Origin of the sequence: Gramella sp. KN1008, from assembly GCF_004332155.1 — a bacterium.
GTDB lineage: Bacteria > Bacteroidota > Bacteroidia > Flavobacteriales > Flavobacteriaceae > Christiangramia.
Window position 1 is genome coordinate 270,605 of record NZ_SJDV01000004.1, and the last position, 20,994, is coordinate 291,598.

20 protein-coding genes are annotated in these 20,994 nt (G+C 40.3%); 14 read left to right on the plus strand and 6 right to left on the minus strand.

Going from position 1 to position 20,994, the window contains the following annotated elements; genetic code table 11:
• Positions 1-85 precede the first annotated feature (85 nt).
• The 3 genes from EZJ28_RS09500 to EZJ28_RS09505 all read left to right on the plus strand — a co-directional run bounded on the left by EZJ28_RS09500 (position 86) and on the right by EZJ28_RS09505 (position 1,636).
• Positions 86-478 (plus strand): PAS domain S-box protein, encoded by a 393-nt coding sequence (locus EZJ28_RS09500; RefSeq protein ID WP_131397235.1) that lies wholly within the window; start codon positions 86-88, stop codon positions 476-478.
• A gap of 318 nt (positions 479-796) precedes the next feature.
• Positions 797-934 (plus strand): hypothetical protein, encoded by a 138-nt coding sequence (locus EZJ28_RS16005; protein ID WP_165499057.1) that lies wholly within the window; start codon positions 797-799, stop codon positions 932-934.
• Positions 935-1,171: 237 nt separating this feature from the next.
• Positions 1,172-1,636 (plus strand): ArsI/CadI family heavy metal resistance metalloenzyme, encoded by a 465-nt coding sequence (locus tag EZJ28_RS09505; protein WP_207388448.1) that lies wholly within the window; start codon positions 1,172-1,174, stop codon positions 1,634-1,636.
• A gap of 50 nt (positions 1,637-1,686) precedes the next feature.
• On the opposite strand, the gene EZJ28_RS16200 is transcribed toward EZJ28_RS09505, so the two are convergent.
• The 3 genes from EZJ28_RS16200 to EZJ28_RS09515 all read right to left on the minus strand — a co-directional run bounded on the left by EZJ28_RS16200 (position 1,687) and on the right by EZJ28_RS09515 (position 3,396).
• Positions 1,687-1,815 carry a hypothetical protein gene (locus EZJ28_RS16200; protein ID WP_278248325.1) on the minus strand — a complete coding sequence of 43 codons (129 nt, stop codon included), beginning with the start codon at positions 1,813-1,815 and terminating at the stop codon, positions 1,687-1,689.
• A 49-nt stretch (positions 1,816-1,864) separates the two neighbouring features.
• Positions 1,865-2,464: a sigma-70 family RNA polymerase sigma factor gene (locus tag EZJ28_RS09510; protein WP_131397237.1), complete on the minus strand. Its 600-nt coding sequence runs from the start codon at positions 2,462-2,464 to the stop codon at positions 1,865-1,867.
• Positions 2,465-2,529: 65 nt separating this feature from the next.
• Complete coding sequence (locus EZJ28_RS09515) at positions 2,530-3,396, minus strand: bile acid:sodium symporter family protein (protein ID WP_207388449.1); 867 nt, start codon at positions 3,394-3,396, stop codon at positions 2,530-2,532.
• 261 nt (positions 3,397-3,657) lie between these two features.
• Between EZJ28_RS09515 and EZJ28_RS09520 the strand changes: the two genes are divergently transcribed.
• The gene (locus EZJ28_RS09520) at positions 3,658-5,679 is read left to right on the plus strand and encodes a protein-disulfide reductase DsbD (protein ID WP_131397242.1); all 2,022 of its coding nucleotides are present in this window, start codon (positions 3,658-3,660) and stop codon (positions 5,677-5,679) included.
• On the opposite strand, the gene EZJ28_RS09525 is transcribed toward EZJ28_RS09520, so the two are convergent.
• On the minus strand, positions 5,673-6,179 hold the full coding sequence (locus tag EZJ28_RS09525) for a hypothetical protein (protein ID WP_131397244.1): 507 nt from the start codon (positions 6,177-6,179) through the stop codon (positions 5,673-5,675). The two genes, EZJ28_RS09520 and EZJ28_RS09525, sit on opposite strands and share 7 nt — an antisense overlap.
• A 173-nt stretch (positions 6,180-6,352) precedes the next feature.
• Complete coding sequence (locus EZJ28_RS09530) at positions 6,353-6,589, minus strand: hypothetical protein (protein WP_131397246.1); 237 nt, start codon at positions 6,587-6,589, stop codon at positions 6,353-6,355.
• A gap of 161 nt (positions 6,590-6,750) precedes the next feature.
• Here EZJ28_RS09530 and EZJ28_RS09535 point away from each other — a divergent pair, with 161 nt between their 5' ends.
• The 8 genes from EZJ28_RS09535 (at position 6,751) to EZJ28_RS09570 (ending at position 17,431) form a co-directional block, all read left to right on the plus strand.
• Positions 6,751-7,773, plus strand: a complete 1,023-nt coding sequence (locus tag EZJ28_RS09535) for a hypothetical protein (RefSeq protein WP_131397248.1) — start codon at positions 6,751-6,753, stop codon at positions 7,771-7,773.
• Between the two features lie 156 nt (positions 7,774-7,929).
• On the plus strand, positions 7,930-10,434 hold the full coding sequence (topA, locus tag EZJ28_RS09540) for a type I DNA topoisomerase (RefSeq protein ID WP_131397250.1): 2,505 nt from the start codon (positions 7,930-7,932) through the stop codon (positions 10,432-10,434).
• A 3-nt stretch (positions 10,435-10,437) separates the two neighbouring features.
• On the plus strand, positions 10,438-11,598 hold the full coding sequence (locus tag EZJ28_RS09545) for a formimidoylglutamase (RefSeq protein ID WP_131397251.1): 1,161 nt from the start codon (positions 10,438-10,440) through the stop codon (positions 11,596-11,598).
• A gap of 115 nt (positions 11,599-11,713) precedes the next feature.
• Positions 11,714-13,078, plus strand: a complete 1,365-nt coding sequence (gene gldK, locus EZJ28_RS09550; protein ID WP_131397253.1) for a gliding motility lipoprotein GldK — start codon at positions 11,714-11,716, stop codon at positions 13,076-13,078.
• Positions 13,079-13,135: 57 nt separating this feature from the next.
• Positions 13,136-13,783 (plus strand): gliding motility protein GldL, encoded by a 648-nt coding sequence (gene gldL, locus EZJ28_RS09555; RefSeq protein ID WP_131397255.1) that lies wholly within the window; start codon positions 13,136-13,138, stop codon positions 13,781-13,783.
• Positions 13,784-13,831: 48 nt separating this feature from the next.
• Positions 13,832-15,376: a gliding motility protein GldM gene (gene gldM, locus EZJ28_RS09560; RefSeq protein ID WP_131397257.1), complete on the plus strand. Its 1,545-nt coding sequence runs from the start codon at positions 13,832-13,834 to the stop codon at positions 15,374-15,376.
• A 12-nt stretch (positions 15,377-15,388) separates the two neighbouring features.
• Complete coding sequence (gldN, locus tag EZJ28_RS09565) at positions 15,389-16,282, plus strand: gliding motility protein GldN (RefSeq protein ID WP_131397259.1); 894 nt, start codon at positions 15,389-15,391, stop codon at positions 16,280-16,282.
• Positions 16,283-16,372: 90 nt separating this feature from the next.
• Positions 16,373-17,431 carry an FAD-binding oxidoreductase gene (locus EZJ28_RS09570; RefSeq protein WP_131397260.1) on the plus strand — a complete coding sequence of 353 codons (1,059 nt, stop codon included), beginning with the start codon at positions 16,373-16,375 and terminating at the stop codon, positions 17,429-17,431.
• Here EZJ28_RS09570 and EZJ28_RS09575 read toward each other — a convergent pair.
• Complete coding sequence (locus tag EZJ28_RS09575; RefSeq protein ID WP_131397262.1) at positions 17,416-17,814, minus strand: DUF983 domain-containing protein; 399 nt, start codon at positions 17,812-17,814, stop codon at positions 17,416-17,418. The genes EZJ28_RS09570 and EZJ28_RS09575 overlap by 16 nt on opposite strands.
• A gap of 65 nt (positions 17,815-17,879) precedes the next feature.
• On the opposite strand from EZJ28_RS09575, the gene EZJ28_RS09580 reads away from it, so the two are divergent.
• Positions 17,880-19,802: an ABC-F family ATP-binding cassette domain-containing protein gene (locus EZJ28_RS09580; RefSeq protein WP_131397263.1), complete on the plus strand. Its 1,923-nt coding sequence runs from the start codon at positions 17,880-17,882 to the stop codon at positions 19,800-19,802.
• Between the two features lie 60 nt (positions 19,803-19,862).
• Complete coding sequence (locus EZJ28_RS09585; protein ID WP_131397265.1) at positions 19,863-20,990, plus strand: efflux RND transporter periplasmic adaptor subunit; 1,128 nt, start codon at positions 19,863-19,865, stop codon at positions 20,988-20,990.
• The last annotated feature ends 4 nt before the right edge of the window (positions 20,991-20,994 follow it).

Below are 20,994 nucleotides of genomic sequence, written 5' to 3' on the forward strand. Positions count from 1 at the left end.
TTGGAGACTTGCGTGTGTTTGTGTTAGAATTTATATCTTTCCCAAAATTTCCAATTATTAGCATTAATACCTTATAAAATTTAACATGAGCTTATTTGAAGTGGATTTGGAATTTCAGCAATTCCGAAATTCTGGTGAATTTTATAAACAGGTTTTTAATAGCTCTGTTTTACCAATAATTATTCATGATATGTATTTTAATATCATTGATGTCAACGATAAAGCAATATCTGAATTTGGTTATTCGAAAGAAGAATTCCTCAAATTACAAATTTTTGATCTGCATGCCGAATCTGAAATAAGGAATTCTCTAGAAGTCCTTGAAAAGATGAAGAAAAAGGATAGTTTAACTGTGAATACTTTGTTTAAGAGAAAGGATGGTTCATTATTCTCTGCCGAAGCAACACCGTGCAAAATAAATTTTAAAAGTTCGGCTTTTATACATGTTCATCTGCAAAAAATTAAAACTCAGGATTAAGGTATTCAAGTTTGCGGGGAATAAAAAATTTTCCACGAATGGAGTACCAGATTTGTGGGTAGTTGAATTCATCCAGCAGCTCAGACGCGCAAACCCAAATCTTATATAATTTTTTAGGGGCTAAAGTTTTTTCCTACAAATCATCAATTATTTAATATTCCTGAACATTGCCCTGTAATTTCCGTTTAGGCCTTTATTAACAAGGGTTTTCTTTCCGGGGTGTGGAAGGTTGGCAATGATTATCAATTTTATTTATTCGTTAAAAATTTGAATATTTAATTATATTTTAACACATTTATTGTCCCTAAATCAATTATCATGACCAACTTAAGCGACTCACAGGACAAGGAGTTTACTGAAGTGTATAATCGTATCGAAAGAGCCTATAACATTGGAAGATTCATTGTAATCGGTATTGGTGTAGTGGCTATGATGAGTGTGCTTATATTTCAGTAGATCTTAAGATTCATGAAAAAAGAACCCGGTGTTAGCCGGGTTTTTTTGTTCTATATTTACGCCAACTGTCATTTAGTCGATAAAAAATGCGTTTCATCTTGTTTGGATAAAAGGGATGATAATTTAAAAATTGGACAGGCTCCATAGAATGTCAAGTTGAAAAATTATTAATTTTTTTGCGTCTTTTAGTGGAGCTTTTAGTCTTGATAGAAAACAAACAATAAAAATTCTATCATTATGAAAACATTTCATGTACACGTAAGAGTAAAAAATTTAGAAGAAAGTATAAATTTCTATAACGCCTTATTTTCTATTGAACCTACTGTTAAAAAAGATGATTATGCTAAATGGATGCTTAAGGATCCTAAAGTGAATTTTGCCATTTCAAATGGTCATGCCGAAAATGGTATTGAACATCTTGGTATTCAGACCGATAGTCCGGAAGAACTTCAGGAGGTTTATAAAAACATGGAAAAAGCAAAAGGAGAGATCTTTGAAGAAGGTGATTGTTCCTGCTGCTATTCGAAAAGTGAGAAATCCTGGATCACCGATCCTCAGGGAGTTGACTGGGAAGCCTTTTTTACATATGGAGAATCTACTGTGTATGGTGAGGGCCGGAATGCTAAAAAATCGCCTGAAGCAATGGATACCTGGAAAAAAGATGAAGCTGTAAGCGAGTGCGATGGCAGTTGTTCAGTTTAGACCGCTATAAGAATAAAAAAAAGCACCTTTAAAAGGTGCTTTTTTTATTGCTATTTATAGAGCAGCCAGTTTTCATTTGCTCTTGGAATAAGGAATCTGGCAATTCTTTTTGCCCTGGCCTTATTATTTGATTTAATCTCTTTACAACATTTTTGATTCTCATTTTTTAAAGTGTTCATAACAGTAAAATTTTAAATTAATTTATTTACAGTCATGACTATTTACATGCTAAAAAGACGCAGAATTATTTTCATTTTTAACATGCTCCTGTAATGGACGGCATGTTCCTTTGATGTTGAAGGCAGTCAGGTTGCCGCTTCTGTCAACTTCTATATGGCAGCATTCCATAATCTGGTCTTTCAGCATCTGGCGGGCACGTTGAATTCTGCTTTTGGTAGCAGTGAGGCTAAGACCTATCATATCTGCTACTTCCTGCTGTTTTAATCCCTGAATATCTGAAAGGGTCAGAGGCTTTCCATATTTGTCCGGCAGGAGACTTATAAGCGGTTCTATAAATTCTCCCGCTTCTTTATAAATAAGGTCTTCCTGGTGGTCTTTGTAATCTCCTTTTATCTCACCGGTTTTATTCTCTTTCTTAAAATAATCCATACAGGTATTGTAGGAGATCTGAAAAAGCCATGATCGAATATTTTTTATGTCCCGTCCGGAACAGCAGGATGAATAAACCTTCATCAACACTTCATGGGAGAGATGATTGGCAGTATCCACGTCCTTAACAATCTTAAGGATATAATTTCTCATGGCCTCTTTATATTCCAGCCAGTGTTCTGAAATATCGTTATACCTGTTTAATTCCATTTTTTTCATATAAATGCCTGTTTAAAACCTCGGTTTTAAACAGAACTGTGAATCTTACAAAAAGATGCGGAAATTTACATTTTTTTTGATTTGCCCGAAGGTTTAAAATATTGTTTAAAGAGATAGGCAAAACCAAAAGTGGTAATAAGCGAAAAACTTCCATATAAAATGGCAATTAGGCTCAGGTCTTCATCTTTGAGAAGTTGATTTGCGATATAAAGGGCCAGTACGCTGTTCTGTAATCCCATTTCTATTGCAATTGTGAAAGCGGTATCGTGTTTTAATTTTAGACTTTTAGCTGTGAAAAATCCGGTCAGCATTGTAAACAGATTTAACAATATAAGAGGGCCAAATAAAGGAAGATAATCCATATACCGTATGTTCGAGCTGGATTCATCAATGAAAATTACCGTTACTACGGCAATGAGCAAGAGAGAGGGTAAAATATATTGCAGGGGTTTATGGAGGCTTTCCCTTTGTTTGTCACTAAGAAGATTTCCAATAATGATACCGCTCATTACCGGCAATACTACACTCGTCATTACTTCTTTCATTGTACGCCAGAAACTGAGGTCTACACTTTTGCTTTCAGTGCCAAAGAGATTGTAACTTAATTCAATGATAATAGGAATGGTGAAGAGGATTAAAAAACTGTTGAAGGCCGTTAATGATACCGAAAGGGCTACCCTGCCTCGCAGCATTTTAGTGACAAGGTTGGATGCTGTACCTCCGGGGCAGGCTGCCAGTAACATTATCCCTACTTTGTGAATAGGTTGCATGGGCCAGAAGTAAACCAGTGCGAAAGCGATTAGAGGCAGAAGGAACATCTGGCTGGCCAGGCCGGTAAAAATGGATTTTGGGTAATAAAAAACTCTTCTAAAATCACTGAATTTAAGTTCGAGCCCTATGCCAAACATAATAACGGCTATTGAAATGGGCATTATTATGTCGGCAATATTCTGCAAATTTATTAGTTAGAGATTAGTAAAAAGTTTTAAGAAAGGGAATTTATAAATTTGGAACTTTCTAAGCACGGTCATTAACAATCAAATAAGAAAGTATTCATCTGGAATTTCATTTTTACAGGTTTATGATTTTAATGCAGAATAGGTACCTTTGCCTTCGAACAAAAAATATCGTTTAATTCGTTAATAGAAGTTGTTCAGAGAATTTTTATCATACTAATCAGGTTTTAAAGCGCAATGATATACAGCCTAGTAAAAAAAGGTCTGCTCCTTTTTATCCTTCTTTCCGGATATTTCACTCATGCTCAAATATATGATCCCGTTGAATGGGATACCGAAGTAAAACGGATATCTGATGAGGAGTATCAACTCGTGTTCATGGCCTTTATACAGGATAAATGGCATCTCTATTCGCAGGAATTACCTGAAGGAGCTGCTCTTCCCACTACTTTTATTTATGAAGGAGCGGGAGAGAAGTACGAGCTGGTAGGGGATACCGAGGAAAGTGAGTCGGTTACCGAATATGATCAGGTGTTTGAGATGGAACTTTCCTATTTTGCCAATCAGGCTACATTTACTCAAAGAATAAAAGTAACCGATTCCACGCTTAGTACTGTTAATGCTAAAATAGAATATCAGGTATGTGATGATAAGGCCTGTATCTTTGAGGAGGAGAAATTTGAATTTGTTATTAGAGAGGGGGCTGTAACGGCAGATGCCGATAATGAGGTTAGTGAAGAGGAAGCTGAAGTGGAAGGTATTGTAAATCCTGAAGAAAAACGTTCCTTCTGGGGAATTTTCATAGTAGCTTTCCTCTCGGGCTTTGCGGCTTTACTTACTCCCTGTGTTTTTCCCATGATCCCAATGACCGTAAGTTTCTTTACAAAACAAAGTAAATCGAGGGCTGCCGGGATTAGAAATGCCATATTTTATGGGATTTCCATAGTGGTAATTTATGTGCTGCTGGGCTCCCTAGTTACTCTTATTTTTGGGGCCGATTCTCTCAATGCTCTGTCTACGAATGTCTGGTTTAATCTGGCCTTTTTCGTATTGCTTGTGGTTTTTGCCATTTCATTTATGGGTGCGTTTGAGATTGTGCTTCCTAGTAGTTGGGGGACAAAAATTGATTCCAAAGCCGATAAAGGCGGACTTATTGGGATCTTTTTTATGGCCCTGGCATTGGCAATCGTCTCGTTCTCGTGTACAGGTCCAATTGTAGGTACCTTACTTGTAGAGGCTGCTTCTAAAGGTGGGATAGCTCCTATAATTGGGATGCTTGGATTCTCGCTTGCGATTGCATTGCCGTTCGGTCTGTTTGCCGCATTTCCGGGTTGGCTTAATACCTTGCCACGTTCGGGTGGATGGCTCAATACGGTAAAGGTTACGCTTGGATTTCTGGAACTTGCTCTCGCATTCAAATTTCTGTCGAATGCAGACCTCGTACTTCAGCTCCATATTCTTGAGCGCGAAGTCTTCCTTGCGGTCTGGATCGCTATTTTTGGCCTGCTGGCTTTCTATTTATTCGGAAAGATTCGCCTGCCGCATGATTCCAAAGAAGATCATATTTCGGTAGGCCGATTAATCTCCGGGCTTGTCGTTCTTATTTTTACCATTTATCTTATTCCGGGGCTATGGGGTGCACCGCTAAAGATCATCAGTGGGTTTCCCCCACCGCTTCACTACAGTGAGTCGCCATACGGAGTGGGTAATTCCCAGGGCAATGCTTCGACTTCAGTTTCTTCAGTACTTCCCGAGGGTGCTCATTATGGCCCCCATGATATACTATCATTCCATGATTATGAAGAAGGAATGGCGTATGCAAAAGAGAAGGATCTGCCTGTACTTATAGATTTTACTGGTCATGCGTGTGTGAACTGCCGGAAGATGGAAGAACGGGTGTGGAGTGAGCCTCAGGTCCTGGAAACCTTGAAAAATGATGTGGTTCTGGTTTCATTGTATGTAGATGATCAACGAAAGTTGCCAGAGTCAGAACAATATGTTTCTGAAACTACAGGAAAAGAAATTGAGACAATAGGAAATAAATGGAGCGATTTTCAGATCACAAGATATAAGGCCAATGCGCAGCCATATTATGTGCTTTTAGATCATAATGAAGAAAAACTCATAGCGCCTTCAGCCTATGAACCCAACGCAGATGAATTTTACAGGTGGCTTCAGGAAGGCATTATGGCATTTGGCGAGAATGGGGATTCCTTGAAATTTGAAAGTCTTGGTGGAGAATCCAGTGTTATTCAGTAATCCTTTTTTCTGTAAACCCCTTTAAACGTTTCACTAAGAAATTTGTCATTTTCATCCAGGATCTCCCAAAGCTGGGTTACACTGCCATCGCCATTTTGGGTCCAGGTGATCTGGTTGTAATATTTTCCTTTTTCACCATTAACTATATGGCTTTTGAGGATCATCTTGTTAGCTTTTGCTTTTCCCTTCAGTTTTAAAATGTTCCCTGTATTGCTTATCCATAACTGGTTCCAGGTTGAATCGGCAGGGTCAAAATAATTGAAACTTCTGCCGGTGCTGCCTTTTTTTCCCTTCCATTTTTCACTGATGAGGCAGTTATCTTCTATTTTTTCGATAAGATTTTCACCTATTTTTTCTCCTTCGGAATTATATACCTCCCAGTCGCCTAGCCAGAAGTCAAACTGTCGATGCTCAGGGGAGCAGCAGTTACAGTCGGTCTCATTTTGAGCCGTTAATCCGATAATACAGAAGAAAAGAACTAATGCTAATAATTGTTTCATGGTAAATGGGTTGTTCCATCAATATAAACAATTTTAAATATGGGAGTTATGATCAATCGATGAAACATCTGGAATTTGAATTGGAAAGGCCCAAAATTGATGTTTCGGTCTGAAAAAAGAGTTCAGCAGATATAAATTAAATGGAAGCGTCAAAAAGAGAAGAAGGTTATAGCCTATACCACAATTGGTTCATCCGGATCGTCGCTGTCCAAAACGTTCACTTCCTGTTCTTCCTGCTGTTGCTTTTCTCTTTCCTGTAAAAGTTGATAGGCGAGATAGCCCCCTGCTATAAGTGCTCCCGCACCTATTCCAACTTTTCCTCCTTTGAGGGCAAGTTTTTTGCCCGCTTTGAAAATAAAGCCTCTAACAACAAACTTTCCTGCTAATTTTAATACGTGGGTAAGATTCATAATCCTAATCTATTCTTTTTAATTCTAACATGCATTTCACTTAATATGATAATTACAGATGGAAATTTGCGTTAAGGATATTTCAAATAACAGATATTTAACTCATTTAAACTATGCTGGAGTTTTATTCGTTAAAACAATATATTCGCAAATAAAAAAGTATGGGACGTAAAAGATGGGATCTTGTTTTGGGAGCTTGCATGGCAGTCTGTGTTTGGTCTTGCAATAATGATGATAATTTGAACGGAGACGTGAAAACCTCCGGAACTGCTCACCTTTATGCGACCACCCATACCGGCCAGGTTAAAAGATACGATATTAATAGCGGGGATGTAACAACATATAATACCGCTTCCACCGATGCCGAAGGTATTTACTTTTCTCCTGAAGATGATTCATTTACTCTTGTTTCAAGATCGGGAGCCGGTTTGGAAACCTATGCCAACATAAGCAGTTTTCGGTCGGGGGCGTCTGTAGATCTGGAACCGGAATTTAGTATTGCCGGAAGCCTTGAAAGTCCAAGGGATCTGGCCGTGAAAGGCAATTTTTATGTGGTGACAGATGATACCGATCTGGATGAAGACGAACTCACTCACGAAGGACGAATATTTATCTATACCAAAGATAGCAACGGATTCAGTTTGAGGAATGTGGTTACTACTAAATTCCGGGTGTGGGGAATAGAGTTCATCGGAGATGATCTATACGCTGCCGTAGACGAGACTAATAAAATTGCAGTTTTCAGAAATTTTCTTTCTAATCATACTCTTAATCGTATCGTAACTGCAGATAAGATCGTAGCATTTCAGGGTCTTGTTCGTACCCGAGGCCTACATTACGAAGATGGTGTGATGGTGCTTTCAGATATCGGAGAAGCAGAGTCCAATAATGATGGAGCCCTACATGTGGTGAAGGATTTCGAGTCCAAATTTGCCGCGACCTCTTCAGGCGGGTTCGTTAAGACTGAAGATCAGTTGAGAATAGCAGGTAATAACACTTTGCTGGGTAATCCTGTCAATGTGATCTATGACTCAAATTATAATGTGATATTCGTAGCCGAAGCTTCAAACGGTGGTGGCCGTATTCTGGCCTTCAATGATGCTACTTCAATAGATGGGAATATTGCCCCCGATCTTAAGTATACTCTGGCAGGGGTTTCTTCTGTTTATTTTCATACCAGATAAGAAGCCTGTACCTGCAGCTTTCTGAAAAGGAATTTTAAAGCGTCAAAAGTATTACATCTAAAGGCTTTCCGCGGGTGTTGCCTACCGGTTTTAAAGCAAGTTTAACGGGCAGAAGAAAAATTTGATATACTTTTGCAATTATAAACAGACAGATTTATGGCTAAAAATTTAGTGATTGTAGAGTCTCCTGCGAAGGCAAAAACCATAGAAAAGTTTCTCGGAAAAGACTATAAGGTTGCTTCCAGCTTTGGACATATTGCCGATTTGCCGACCAAAGAGATCGGTGTGGATACCGAGGGAGATTTTACACCTAAATATATTGTCTCAAAAGACAAGAAGGATGTAGTGAAGAAGCTGAAAGGTCTTGCAAAAGATGCCGATACGGTATGGCTGGCAAGTGATGAAGACCGTGAGGGGGAGGCTATTGCCTGGCACCTTGCTGAAGCGCTTAAGCTGGAAGATGACAAGACTAAACGTATCGTGTTCCACGAGATCACTAAGTCGGCGATTCTTAAGGCGATAGAAAACCCAAGAGGAATTGATTATAATCTTGTAAATGCTCAGCAGGCAAGACGTGTGCTTGACAGATTAGTGGGCTATGAGCTTTCCCCGGTACTGTGGCGAAAAGTAAAAGGGGGGCTATCTGCCGGCCGTGTCCAGTCTGTGGCGGTAAGGCTTATTGTTGAAAGGGAGCGTGAGATCCAGGAATTCGAACCGCAGGCTTCTTACAGAATAGATGCTGAATTTTCTACCGAGGATGGAAAAAGCTTCAAGGCTAAAATCCCAAAGAATTTTGAAACAAAGGAAGAGGCAGAGCAATTTCTGAAAGATAATATAGGAGCGAACTTTAAAGTCGCCGAATTAACTACCAAACCGGCAAAAAAGAATCCGGCTCCTCCGTTTACCACCTCCACACTTCAGCAGGAAGCTGCCAGAAAGCTTTATTTTTCGGTAAGCAAGACGATGACGATGGCTCAGCGCTTATACGAGGCGGGGCATATCACTTATATGAGAACAGATAGCGTAAATCTTTCTGAAGATGCCAGAAAAGGAGCTAAAAATGAAATTCTTAAGGCGTACGGAGAGAAATATTCTAAATCGCGCCAGTTCAAAGGTAAGTCCAAGGGGGCACAGGAAGCTCACGAGGCAATAAGACCAACGAATTTTCAAAAGCACGGTATTTCCGCAGATCGTGACCAGCAAAGACTTTATGAGCTTATATGGAAAAGAGCGATTGCCTCGCAAATGAGCGATGCCCAGCTGGAAAGGACTAATGTAAAGATAGAGGCAGATAAGCATGATAATCATTTCACTGCCAATGGTGAAGTGCTTAAATTTGACGGATTCCTGAAAGTTTATCTTGAAAGCAGCGATGAGGAAGATGAAGAACAAAGCGGAATGCTTCCGGCATTAAAGGAGAATCAGCCTCTTACTAATAAGTATATAACTGCAACCGAAAGGTTTACCAGGCCTCCATACCGCTATACCGAAGCATCTCTTGTTAAAAAACTGGAAGAACTGGGTATAGGTAGACCTTCAACTTACGCGCCTACCATTTCAACCATCCAAACCAGGAATTATATTGAAAAAGGTTCCGTAGATGGGACTGATAGAAGTTATGTGCAGTTCAGGCTTAAGAATGATAAGCTTTCAGAGAAAACATTAACCGAAACCGTTGGCAGTGATAAAGGAAAACTTGTTCCTACTGCTACGGGAATGGTAGTAAACGATTTCCTTGTGAATCACTTTTCCAATATCCTGGATTATAATTTCACTGCGAAGGTGGAGGAAAGCTTTGATAATATAGCAGAGGGCAACAAGGAGTGGACCACGATGATGAAGGAATTCTATAAGGATTTCCATCCTCATGTACAGGATGTCACGAAGAATGCCGACAGGGAAGTAGGAGAGCGAATTCTCGGTGAAGACCCGGAAACAGGAAAACCTGTTAGTGTGAGATTAGGAAAGTTTGGTCCCATGGTCCAGATTGGTAGTGCCGAAGATGATGAAAAACCAAAGTTCGCCAGTCTTAGTCCCGACCAGAACATGGAGACACTCACTTATGACGAGGCAATGGCCTTGTTTGAGCTTCCCAAAAAACTGGGAGAATATAAAGGAGAGGCTGTAGAGGTGAACAATGGGCGTTATGGTCCCTATGTGCGTTTCGGGAAGAAGTTCGTTTCACTTGAAAAAGGAGAGGATCCGCTAAATGTTGATTTTGATAGAGCTATGGAGCTTATCAAAGAGAAGGAAAAGGCCGATGCTCCTATTTATGAATATAAAGATATGCCCGTTCAGAAAGGAGTGGGGAGGTTTGGTCCATACCTTAAATGGAATAATATATTCATAAATGTGAATAAGAAATATGACTTTGACAATCTTTCCTCAGATGATATTGAAGAACTTATCGAGGATAAATTAAAGAAGGAGCGGGAAAAACTCATCCATCACTGGGAAGACGAAGGCATAAGGGTGGAAAAAGCAAGATGGGGCAGGTTTAATGTCATAAAAGGAAGGACCAAGGTGGAACTTCCCAAAACTACCAAGGCTGAAGAACTTACGCTTGATGAGGTTAAGGAGATCCTTGAAAAGAAGAGTAAGACCAAAAAGAAGACCACTGCCAGAAAAGGAACTAAAAAGAAAACTACCAAAAAGAAATAACCTATGGAGTTTGATTTTCTTAGTCCGGTAAATGAAGAACTGCTGGATGAGATCAGCCATTTAAATCCTCAGTGTATAGGGGTGCAGATGAGACTTCATACAGAGAGGTCGGGTATTCCTGATATGGAGGGAGTAAATGTCGCCATTTTTGCGGTTAGAGAGACGGCCAGGGCAGTGAAGAGCATCGAAGCCCCGGACTTTACTTCATTAAGAAGGCAATTTTATAGATTATATCCTGGTAACTGGAGATTGCGACTTGCTGATCTTGGGGATATCGAGCCGGGTGCTACTGTGGAAGATACGTATTTTGCGGTTCAGACATTGGTTGAAAGTCTTATAAAACAGGATATAATACCTGTTATCCTTGGGGGAAGTCAGGATCTGGTTTATGCTCAATATAGGGCGTATGACAAACTGGATCAGATGGTTAACCTTGTGAATATTGATAGTAAATTTGATCTCGGAGATGCTGAAAAGAAGATCAGCAGTGAATCTTATGTAGGAAAAATCGTAATTGATAAGCCTTATAATTTATTTAATTATACTACAGTGGGTTATCAAACCTATTATAATTCTCAGGAAGAGATAGAGCTTATGGAAAGGCTGTTTTTCGAAGCTTATAGATTAGGTGAAGTAACTTCAGATCTTTCGTTGATGGAGCCTGTTTTCAGAAGTGCAAATCTGGTAGGTTTGGATCTGGGGTCTATAGATTCTGCTTCAGCGAATACGCATTACTTTAATTCTCCCAACGGTTTTAACGGTAGGGAGATCTGTGCTCTTTCGAGGTATGCCGGGATAAGTGATAAGGTCTCATCTTTTGGAGTATATGAATTTAGTAATACACTGGGAGCCCTTGCAAATACACTTATTTCCCAGATAATATGGTATTTTATCGAAGGAGTGAATTATCGTACCAATGAAAATACTATTTCTGCGAAAAAGGAGTTTATAAGATATCAGGTTCCTATAGATGACGAGATTCTTGTGTTTTTCAAGAGTCCGGTTAGCGGTCGCTGGTGGATAGAAATTCCGTTTTTGTCGAACGTGAATACTAAATTAAAAAAGCATACGTTATTACCTTGCAGCGAGGAGGATTATCTTGAAGCTTGCAATCAGGTAATTCCCGAAAGATGGTATAAAGCCAAAAGAAAAAACGAAGTCTAAAATTGTATTCAGGCATTATTTTGATTTACTGTATTTTTACCTCAAATATTGTTTTTTAAAAAATAATTAGATAGGTTTACTGCCGTAAATCAAAATGTCTTAACCTAAGATAATTATGAAGAAGTATATTTCGCTCATTGCTGTTCTGGCCTTGCTTTCGAGTTGTGGTGGAGGAGATCGTGGACAGTTAGTAGGTGCGGAGGGGAAGAAGTGGAATCCGGAGAAACCTTATGGTATGACATTGATTCCCGGTGGTGCTTTCATCATGGGTAAATCTGATGATGATATCGCCGGCCAGAAGAACGCCCCCCCGAAAACCGTCTCGGTACGGTCATTCTATATGGATGAAACCGAGATCACCAATGCGGAATATCGCCAGTTTGTTAATTATGTTAGGGATTCGATTGTAAGGGTGAACCTTGCAATTATGGCAGAGATGCAGGGAGCTACTCCAGGGGATGATGCTATTGGAGAATATGCTTTTGCCGATGCTGAAGAAGGGGAGATGACCCCCTATGAAGAATATATGTTAAATACTTATGGGCAGGGTGGCCCTACCGATGATTACGCTAATAGAAGATTAAATACCGATATAGATATTATCTGGGATACTCAGGATTATCCGGATGTGTATTATGCCGAGGTTATGGATTCCATGTATATTCCTTTGGATGAAGTTTATAACGGGCAGCGTACCATTAACGTTAAAAAGCTTAAATTCAGGTATTCCTGGATGGATATTGAGGCTGCGGCCCGTGCACAGGGAGACAGGAGCAATTTTATAAAACATGAGGAAGTGGCCGTTTATCCGGATACTACCGTATGGATAAAAGATTTCAATTATTCATATAACGAACCTATGCATAATGATTATTTCTGGCATAGCGCTTATGATGAATATCCTGTTGTAGGAGTCTCCTGGAAACAGGCCAGAGCCTTTACACAGTGGAGAACAAAGTATCATAATGATTTTCGTCGTTCCAAAGGGGACGCCAATGTACCATCTTACAGGCTTCCAACCGAAGGAGAGTGGGAGTATGCCGCAAGAGGTGGACTTGAAGGAGGTACCTATCCGTGGGGTGGGCCTTATACTTTGAATGACCGTGGCTGTTTTATGGCAAACTTTAAGCCTTTAAGAGGTGATTATGCCGCAGACCAGGCCCTTTATACCGTGGAAGCGAAGTCTTATGATCCTAATGATTATGGCCTGTATAATATGGCCGGGAATGTTTCAGAATGGGTCGATTCTTCATACGATCCCGGTTCTTATGAATACATGTCTACGATGAACCCTACCGTTAACAACCCCAAAGATCGTAGAAAAGTAGTTAGGGGAGGATCATGGAAGGATGTTGCATATTTCCTTCAGGTAAGTTCCAGAGATTATGAGTATATGGACTCAGCCAGAAGCTATATTGGCTTTAGAACTGTACAGGACTATCTCGGAACCGATGTTACCCTTAATCAGGATAACAGATAATTTAGTACACTTAAACCTATTTATACTTTATACCAAGAAATCTAAACATTAAGAGTTATGGCAAATTCAAGATCAACAAAGAAACTTACCAATATGGTGTATGGTCTGGGAGCATCCGTAGTTATTCTGGGTGCCCTTTTTAAAATCATGCACTGGCCTGGGGGAAATGCAATGTTAATTATAGGTCTTATCGTTGAGGCGCTAGTATTCGCTTACTCCGCTTTTGAACCTATAGATGATGAGTTAGACTGGTCGCTTGTATATCCAGAACTGGCCGGAGGAGAGTCTCAAAGAAGAAAGACTGTTGCGGCCGAAGCTAAGGAAGCCGAAGGACTACTTTCTAAAAAGCTGGACGAAATGCTGAAAGATGCAAAAATAGATGCCAGCCTTATGAGTTCACTAGGGGAAAGTATCAGGAATTTTGAGGGAGCAGCCAAGGGAATTGCGCCAACTGTGGATTCTATGGCTTCTCAAAAGAAATACAGTGAAGAACTTAGCGTTGCAGCGGCTCAAATGGAAACTCTTAATAATATCTATAAGGCCCAGGTGGAATCTGCTGCCAAGCAGGCTGAGATCAATAACGAGGTTGCTGAACATGCCGGAAAATTGAAAGCTCAAATGGATTCCCTTACTGAAAATATGCAGCACCTTAATAGCGTTTATGGGGGTATGCTTACTGCAATGAATGGAAGCGCGAGAGTCTAATTGAATCTATCAATTAAGCTGTTAATTAATTAAAAAGACAAATTAGACATGGCATCCGGAAAACAATCGCCACGGCAGAAGATGATAAACCTGATGTATCTGGTTTTCATCGCCATGATGGCACTAAATATGTCCAAGGAGGTACTAACCGCTTTTGGACTGATGAACGAAAAACTTAACGAGACCTCCGCTAATTATGCTGAAAGAAATCAGGCGTTGATGGCGGGCCTTGATATGAAAGTTGAAGAGCAGCCTGCAAAATATACTTCGATCAAAGAAGATGCAGACAGGATACACCAGCTTTCAAATAACCTGAATGATTATATCGAAGGAATAAAAGAGGAGCTAAGAGCTTCTGTAGACGATCCTACCGATTATGAGACCATGGACAAGTCAAATACCATGGATGGGATGTTCTTCCAGAGCGGAAGGGTGTCACCTCAGGGCCAGGAATTTGTAGATCAGATAGATCAATACAGAGACCAGGTAGCTGCGATTTTAAGTGAAGACTATCCTGCCATAGCTTCAAAGGTAAATCTTCAGAAAGATTTTTCTACTTCAGAGGTAACCACTCGCGAAAATATTAAAAAGCCATGGTTGGAATACCATTACCAGGGATTCCCGCTGATAGCTTCTATTACCAAACTTACTCAACTGCAGGCTGATGTAAAGAGCACGGAGACCGAAATCCTTTCTTCTATGTTCTCCGGTCAGTTACAAAGTGATGTTTCCCTTACCAATTATCAGGCTATTGTTGTGCCAGATAAGACTGCTTTCTTTAGTGGAGAGAACTTTACCGGTAAGGTGGTTCTTGGTCGTGTAGACAATACGCTTCAGTTCGATAATGTTGTTATCAATGGCAGAGAGGTTGAAAGCACAGAGGCCGGTCAGGTAGTGCTTGATTTCCCTGCAGGAAATGTTGGAGAACAAAAGATAGATGGTCAGTTGGAATTTAAGGAGGGAGATTCTACAGTTGTAATTCCTGTAAACAGTTCTTACTCTGTAATTCCAATGCCAAATTCTGCAGTTATTTCTGCAGATAAAATGAATGTGGTGTATCGTGGGGTTCAAAACCCGATGACGATCTCCATTCCCGGAGTTCCTTCAGTAAGTGCTAATGCACCCGGATTAAGATCTGCAGGAGGTGCCGGTAAGTACGTTATAGATGTTACTACACTACAGGCGAGAGAAGTTACCATTAATGTGAGCGGACAGCTTCCTAATGGAAAAAGCGTAAGTGACAGCAAGAAATTTCGTGTGAAAGATATCCCAAGACCGGTTGGAACCATTCGTGGAGAAGACGGTGCGGTATCCATGCAACGTAACAGTCTTGAAATTGCCACAGTAGGAGCATCATTACCTGACTTTGACTTTGATCTTAAACTTAATGTTACCGGATTCAAATTTAAAGTTCCGGGTCAGCCTACCATAATTGTAAACGGTGGAAGACTGGATGATAGGGCCAAGGCGGCGCTTAGACGTGCCGGGCGTGGTGAATCTGTTCAAATCTATGATATTGAAGCCTCTCTTGCAGGTAACTCGAGCTATAAGCTTAAAAAGGTTGCTCCTGTAGTGATTGAGCTTACAAACTAAAATTTTATAAAGATGAGCTTGAAGAAATTTTTCTTATATGGTTTTGTGATGATGATTGGAGTATCTTCTTTTGGTCAGGCTAACATCCTGAACGCGAAGAAGCCTGATGATATCGGGAAGAAATCTGAAGCTCAGGCCCTGGTAGATGAGGAAGATGAGCCTCTGGAGTATGGATATGTAGGAGACAGGGACATCCTCTGGTCAAAAGGGGTATGGGAAATCATAGATCTTGATGAGAGAGTGAATTTCCCGCTTTATTATCCTATTGATACCAATAATATAGGGACTAACAGAAGATCGCTCTATGATGTACTCGTAACAGCGATTAAGGAAGGTAAGATCGAAAATATTTATGCTGATTCTTACTTTACTGAAAAAAGAACGCTTAAGGATATTAGGGCTACCCTATCCAAAGTTGATACAACCGATCTTGGTATCGAGCAGTACAACGCAGGAGAAGAGGTAGACGAACAGTTTATAGATCGTCGTGATCTTGGGTCGGCCGATATAGCTGAATATCACATTCGCGGATTATGGTATTTTGACAAGCGTCTTGCCGAATTGAAATACCGCCTGCTGGGTATTGCCCCGGTGGCACCGGATGTGAATTTCATAGATTCAGGTCAAACAGATCTTGTAGAACTTTTCTGGGTATGGTATCCTGATGCCAGGGAAATATTGCATGACGCCAAAGTGTTTACTGGTGGCAATACCTCCCAGACTATTTCGTTCGATCATTTACTGAATTCGAGAAGGTTTAGTGCAGTGATCTATAAAGAAGATAATGTTCAGGGAGATCGGGCTATCGATGAATATATTGTTGATAATGCCTTTATGCAATTGCTGGAATCGCAACGCATTAAAGAGCAGATCAGGAATTTTGAACAGGATATGTGGAGTTATTAATCCAGGACCAAATAAAATTAAAAGCGCTCATCTGAGCGCTTTTTTTATTTTCTATTTGATAATCGATCACAGGCTTAATATCTTTAACCCATGCTTGATTTTATAGTCGTTGGTCTGGGACTTAGCGGTCTCTCGATCTCAGAAGAACTTGAAAAAAGAAACAAAAGCTTTCTGGTTTTTGAAGATAATTCCCAGAACTCATCCTATGTCGCGGGAGGGATCTTTAATCCTGTTATCCTTAAAAGATTTACTCCTGCCTGGAAAGCCGGTCAGCAACTTGAGGTTGCAATTCCTTTTTATAAAGAACTTGAACAGAAGCTCCAGGTAAAACTTGTCCATAACTGGAATATCTACCGCCGCTTTCATTCGATCGAAGAACAGAACGAGTGGTTTGTCGCCGCTGATAAGCCTGCATTATCTCCGTTTCTGGATCCTGAGCTGAAACGGAATACAAATCCCAATCTTAAAGCGAATTATTCCCTGGGGAAGGTTCTTCATACCGGACATATTGATACAGAGAATCTGCTGGATAATTATACAAATTATCTGGTGAACAGATCAAAATTGAGAAATGAACGATTTGATTATAAAGAACTCAGGTTGGAAAAGAATTATCTTGAGTATAAGGATGTCAGGGCAGAAAAGATCATCTTCTGTGAGGGATTCGGTCTCAGGCATAATCCGTTCTTCAATTACCTCCCTTTAAAAGGAAATAAAGGCGAATATATCACGGTCTATTCTGAAGATCTGAAGCTGGACTTCGCCGTAAAAGCTTCGGTTTTTTTATTGCCATTAGGGAATGATCTTTATAAGGTGGGAGCCACCTATGATCATAATGATAAAACTCCTGAGACGACCAGCAAGGCGAGGGAAAAACTTGTGCAGGGATTACGGGAACTTATTAAGTGTGATTTCGAGGTGGTGGATCAGTCTGCCGGTATTCGTCCTGTAGTGTCAGATCGTCGTCCTGTAGTGGGGGAGCATCCTGAAATCCATAATCTTTATTGTTGTAATGGCTTTGGAAGCCGGGGTGTATTAATAGCTCCTAGTACTGGGACCGAGCTTCTGGAATATATTGAGAGTGGAAAGGAACTGGACCCTGAAATGGATCTGTCACGTTTTACTCAAAAATATTATTCATCTGAATAAGCCTTTCCAGTGTCTTCTTTATAATTGAAAAACAAGTTGATCCATATATTTCTGGAAAGCCTCATGATCACGGGCATAAAGGCCACCAGCGTCCCCACAATTGAGAAAAAGCCACCCAATAAGCTTGCGCCCAGAAAATAATAGGAAATGATAAAGGCAGCTACGGCAAAAGCTATCCCAACAGCATAACTCACATACATTGCTCCGTAGAAGAACGACGGTTCTATCTTGTATTTGGTACCACAATTAGAACATCTCTCGTGCATCTTATATACTTTCCCCAGTTTATAGGGGTTGGATTCAATGTACATACTCTCTTCATGACAAACGGGGCAGGTACCGGTGAGTATACTGTATAACTTAGTCCCTTTCAGTAGCTTCATCTTATTTTTTTTGCATAGCAAATTTAAGCATCTTTGCAGCAATTATAAAGTTACACTAGTTACAGATGCTTAATATTCATAATCTTTCGGTTTCTTTCGCAGGCGAATATCTCTTTAAGGCAATAAGTTTCAGGCTGGGCGCCGGTGACAGAGTTGGTTTAATAGGAAAGAACGGGGCAGGAAAGTCTACTTTGCTTAAGATCATAGCAGGGGAACAGGAATACGATTCGGGTCAGATCGCCAGGGATAAAGAGCTTAAAATAGGTTTTTTAAAACAGGATCTCGATTTTGAAAGAGGCAGGACTGTGGTGGAGGAGGCCCATCAGGCTTTTACCGAGATAAAAGCTCTGGAAAACAAGATGGCCGAAATTAATTCACAGCTTGCTACGCGTACCGATTATGAAAGCGAATCCTACAACGAGCTTATACAGGATCTGAGTGAAATAACTCATAAATATGAGATCATCGGAGGCTATAATTATGAAGGGGATACCGAGAAAGTACTTCAGGGACTCGGTTTTGAAAGAGATGATTTCAATAAACCCACAGATACTTTTTCCGGGGGCTGGAGAATGAGGATTGAACTTGCCAAATTACTGCTTCAGAATAACGATATACTACTTCTGGATGAACCTACCAACCACCTTGATATTGAAAGTATCATCTGGCTGGAAGGTTTTCTGAACAATTATCCCGGTTCCGTGATGCTTGTCTCTCACGATAAGATGTTCCTGAACAATGTCACCAATCGGAGTATTGAGATTTCCCTGGGAAATATCTACGATTACCGCAAGCCATATTCCGAATTTATGGAATTCAGAAAGGAGCTTAGGGAACAACAGCTGGCAGCCCAGAAGAACCAGCAGAAAGAGATTGAACAGACAGAAAAGCTTATAGATAAATTCAGAGCTAAAGCCAGTAAAGCCTCAATGGCTCAATCGCTCATCAAAAAACTGGAAAAAATAGACCGGATAGAAGTAGATGAAGATGATAACGCTGTAATGAGCGTGAATTTTCCTGTTTCCGTCAATCCTGGTAAAGTAGTACTGGAGGCAGAGCACCTCGAAAAATCATATGGCGAGAAGAAAGTGCTTAGCGATCTTAACTTCATGGTAGAGCGACAAAGCAAGATCGCGTTTGTTGGGCAGAACGGGCAGGGGAAGACCACTCTGGCGAAGATCATAGTAGGTGAGATCCCTTATGATGGAACACTAAAGCTTGGCCATAATGTGCAACTTGGATATTTTGCCCAAAATCAGGCTGAATATCTGGACGGGGAGAAAACCGTTCTTCAAACGATGGAAGATGCGGCCAATGAAAAGAACAGGACAAAGGTTAGAGATATGCTGGGGGCTTTTCTTTTTAGAGGAGATGAAGTAGAAAAGAAGGTAAAAGTTCTTTCAGGAGGAGAGCGAAACAGACTGGCCTTATGTAAAATGTTACTGGAGCCGTTTAACGTATTGGTAATGGATGAGCCTACCAACCATCTTGATATAAAGTCCAAGAATGTGCTGAAGAAAGCGCTGAAGAATTTTGAAGGCACTTTGATCCTGGTCTCACACGACAGGGATTTTCTGCAGAATCTTACTGGCAGGATCTACGAATTCAGAAATCATAAGATCACAGAATATCTTGGAGATATAGATTATTATCTGGAGCAGCGAAAACTTCAGGATATGAGGGCGGTAGAAAAAAGCGAGAAAGTTAAGGCTTCAAAAACACGAAAGGAGACCGCACAAAAAAGATCTTTTTCCGATCAGAAAGAAATTAAAAAAATAAAAAACCGACTCAGTAAAACAGAGGCGAAGATTACAAAGCTTGAAAAAGAGCTGAAGGCAAAAGATAAAGAACTCGCAGAGAACTACGAAAAAACTGCTACGAAACCCGATTTTCTCAATAATTACAATTCTTCCAAAAAGAAACTGGAGAAACTAATGGAAGAATGGGAGCAGCTTCAGCTGGAACTTGACGAGATGAATCAGGAGTAGTTTACATAAATTAAGATTTCCAATTAAACCATAGGGACAAAAATTAGTCCTATAAACATTATGGATAAACGTAAGATCATTCTTTCCGGTTTGGGCGTTGTGCTCGTAGTTGTTGCCGTTTTTGGGGCAAAACTAATCATAGATAGTAATGTAAAGAAGAAACCACCGGTAACCAAGACGGTTAAAAGTGTGTTTATAGATACCGTGCAGAACGGGACGGTTCCAATCGTAGTTCCTGCTAATGGAAATATCACGGCGCTTCACCGGCTGGAATTATATTCGGAAGTTCAGGGTATTTTCAGATACAGTAGCAAGGATTTCCGTCCGGGACAAAAATATCGAAAGGGCCAGGTTCTGCTAAGTATGGATTCAGAAGAATACAGGGCCAGTGTACAGGCAGCGAAGAGTGATCTGTATAATAATATTACCTCCATTATGCCAGATCTTAGACTTGATTATCCAGATGCATTCAAAAAATGGGAGAATTATCTCAATAATTTTGATATCACCAGGAGAGTGCCGGCACTTCCGGAAACTGATACAGAGCAGGAGCAGTATTTTATTACAGGGCGTGGAATAATTTCAGCCTACTATAATGTTAAGAATCTTGAAGAGAGACTGGCAAAGTACAGCATAGTAGCTCCTTATGACGGGATACTTACTGAAGCGCTTGTAAATAAAGGGACTCTCATCAGGCCGGGACAAAAGCTTGGTGAATATATAGATCCTAGTGTATATGAACTGGAGGTCTCTGTCCCTAAGAAATTCAGTGACCTGCTGGAGGTAGGTAAAAATGTGGAACTTTCAAATCTGGAGGGAAACAGGACCTATGAAGGGAATGTTAGCAGGATCAACGGGAAAGTGAACCAGGAAACCCAAAGCATCAGGGTTTTTATTCGTGTAGAGAATCCTGAACTGAGCGAAGGTATGTACCTGGAAGCGAAACTTGATGCAAGGGATGAGGAAAATGCCATAGAGATTCCCCGGGAATTACTTGTAGAAAGATCAAAGGTCTTTATTGTTCAGGATAGTACACTGAACCTCGTGGAAGTAGATCCTGTTTATTTTAGTGATAATACGGTTGTGATAAAAGGTCTTGAAAACGGGACCAGGATACTTTCGGCAAATGTACCGGGAGCTTATTCTGGAATGCTTGTAAAGGTTGAAGGTGGAAAGGATCTTCTTTAAAAAA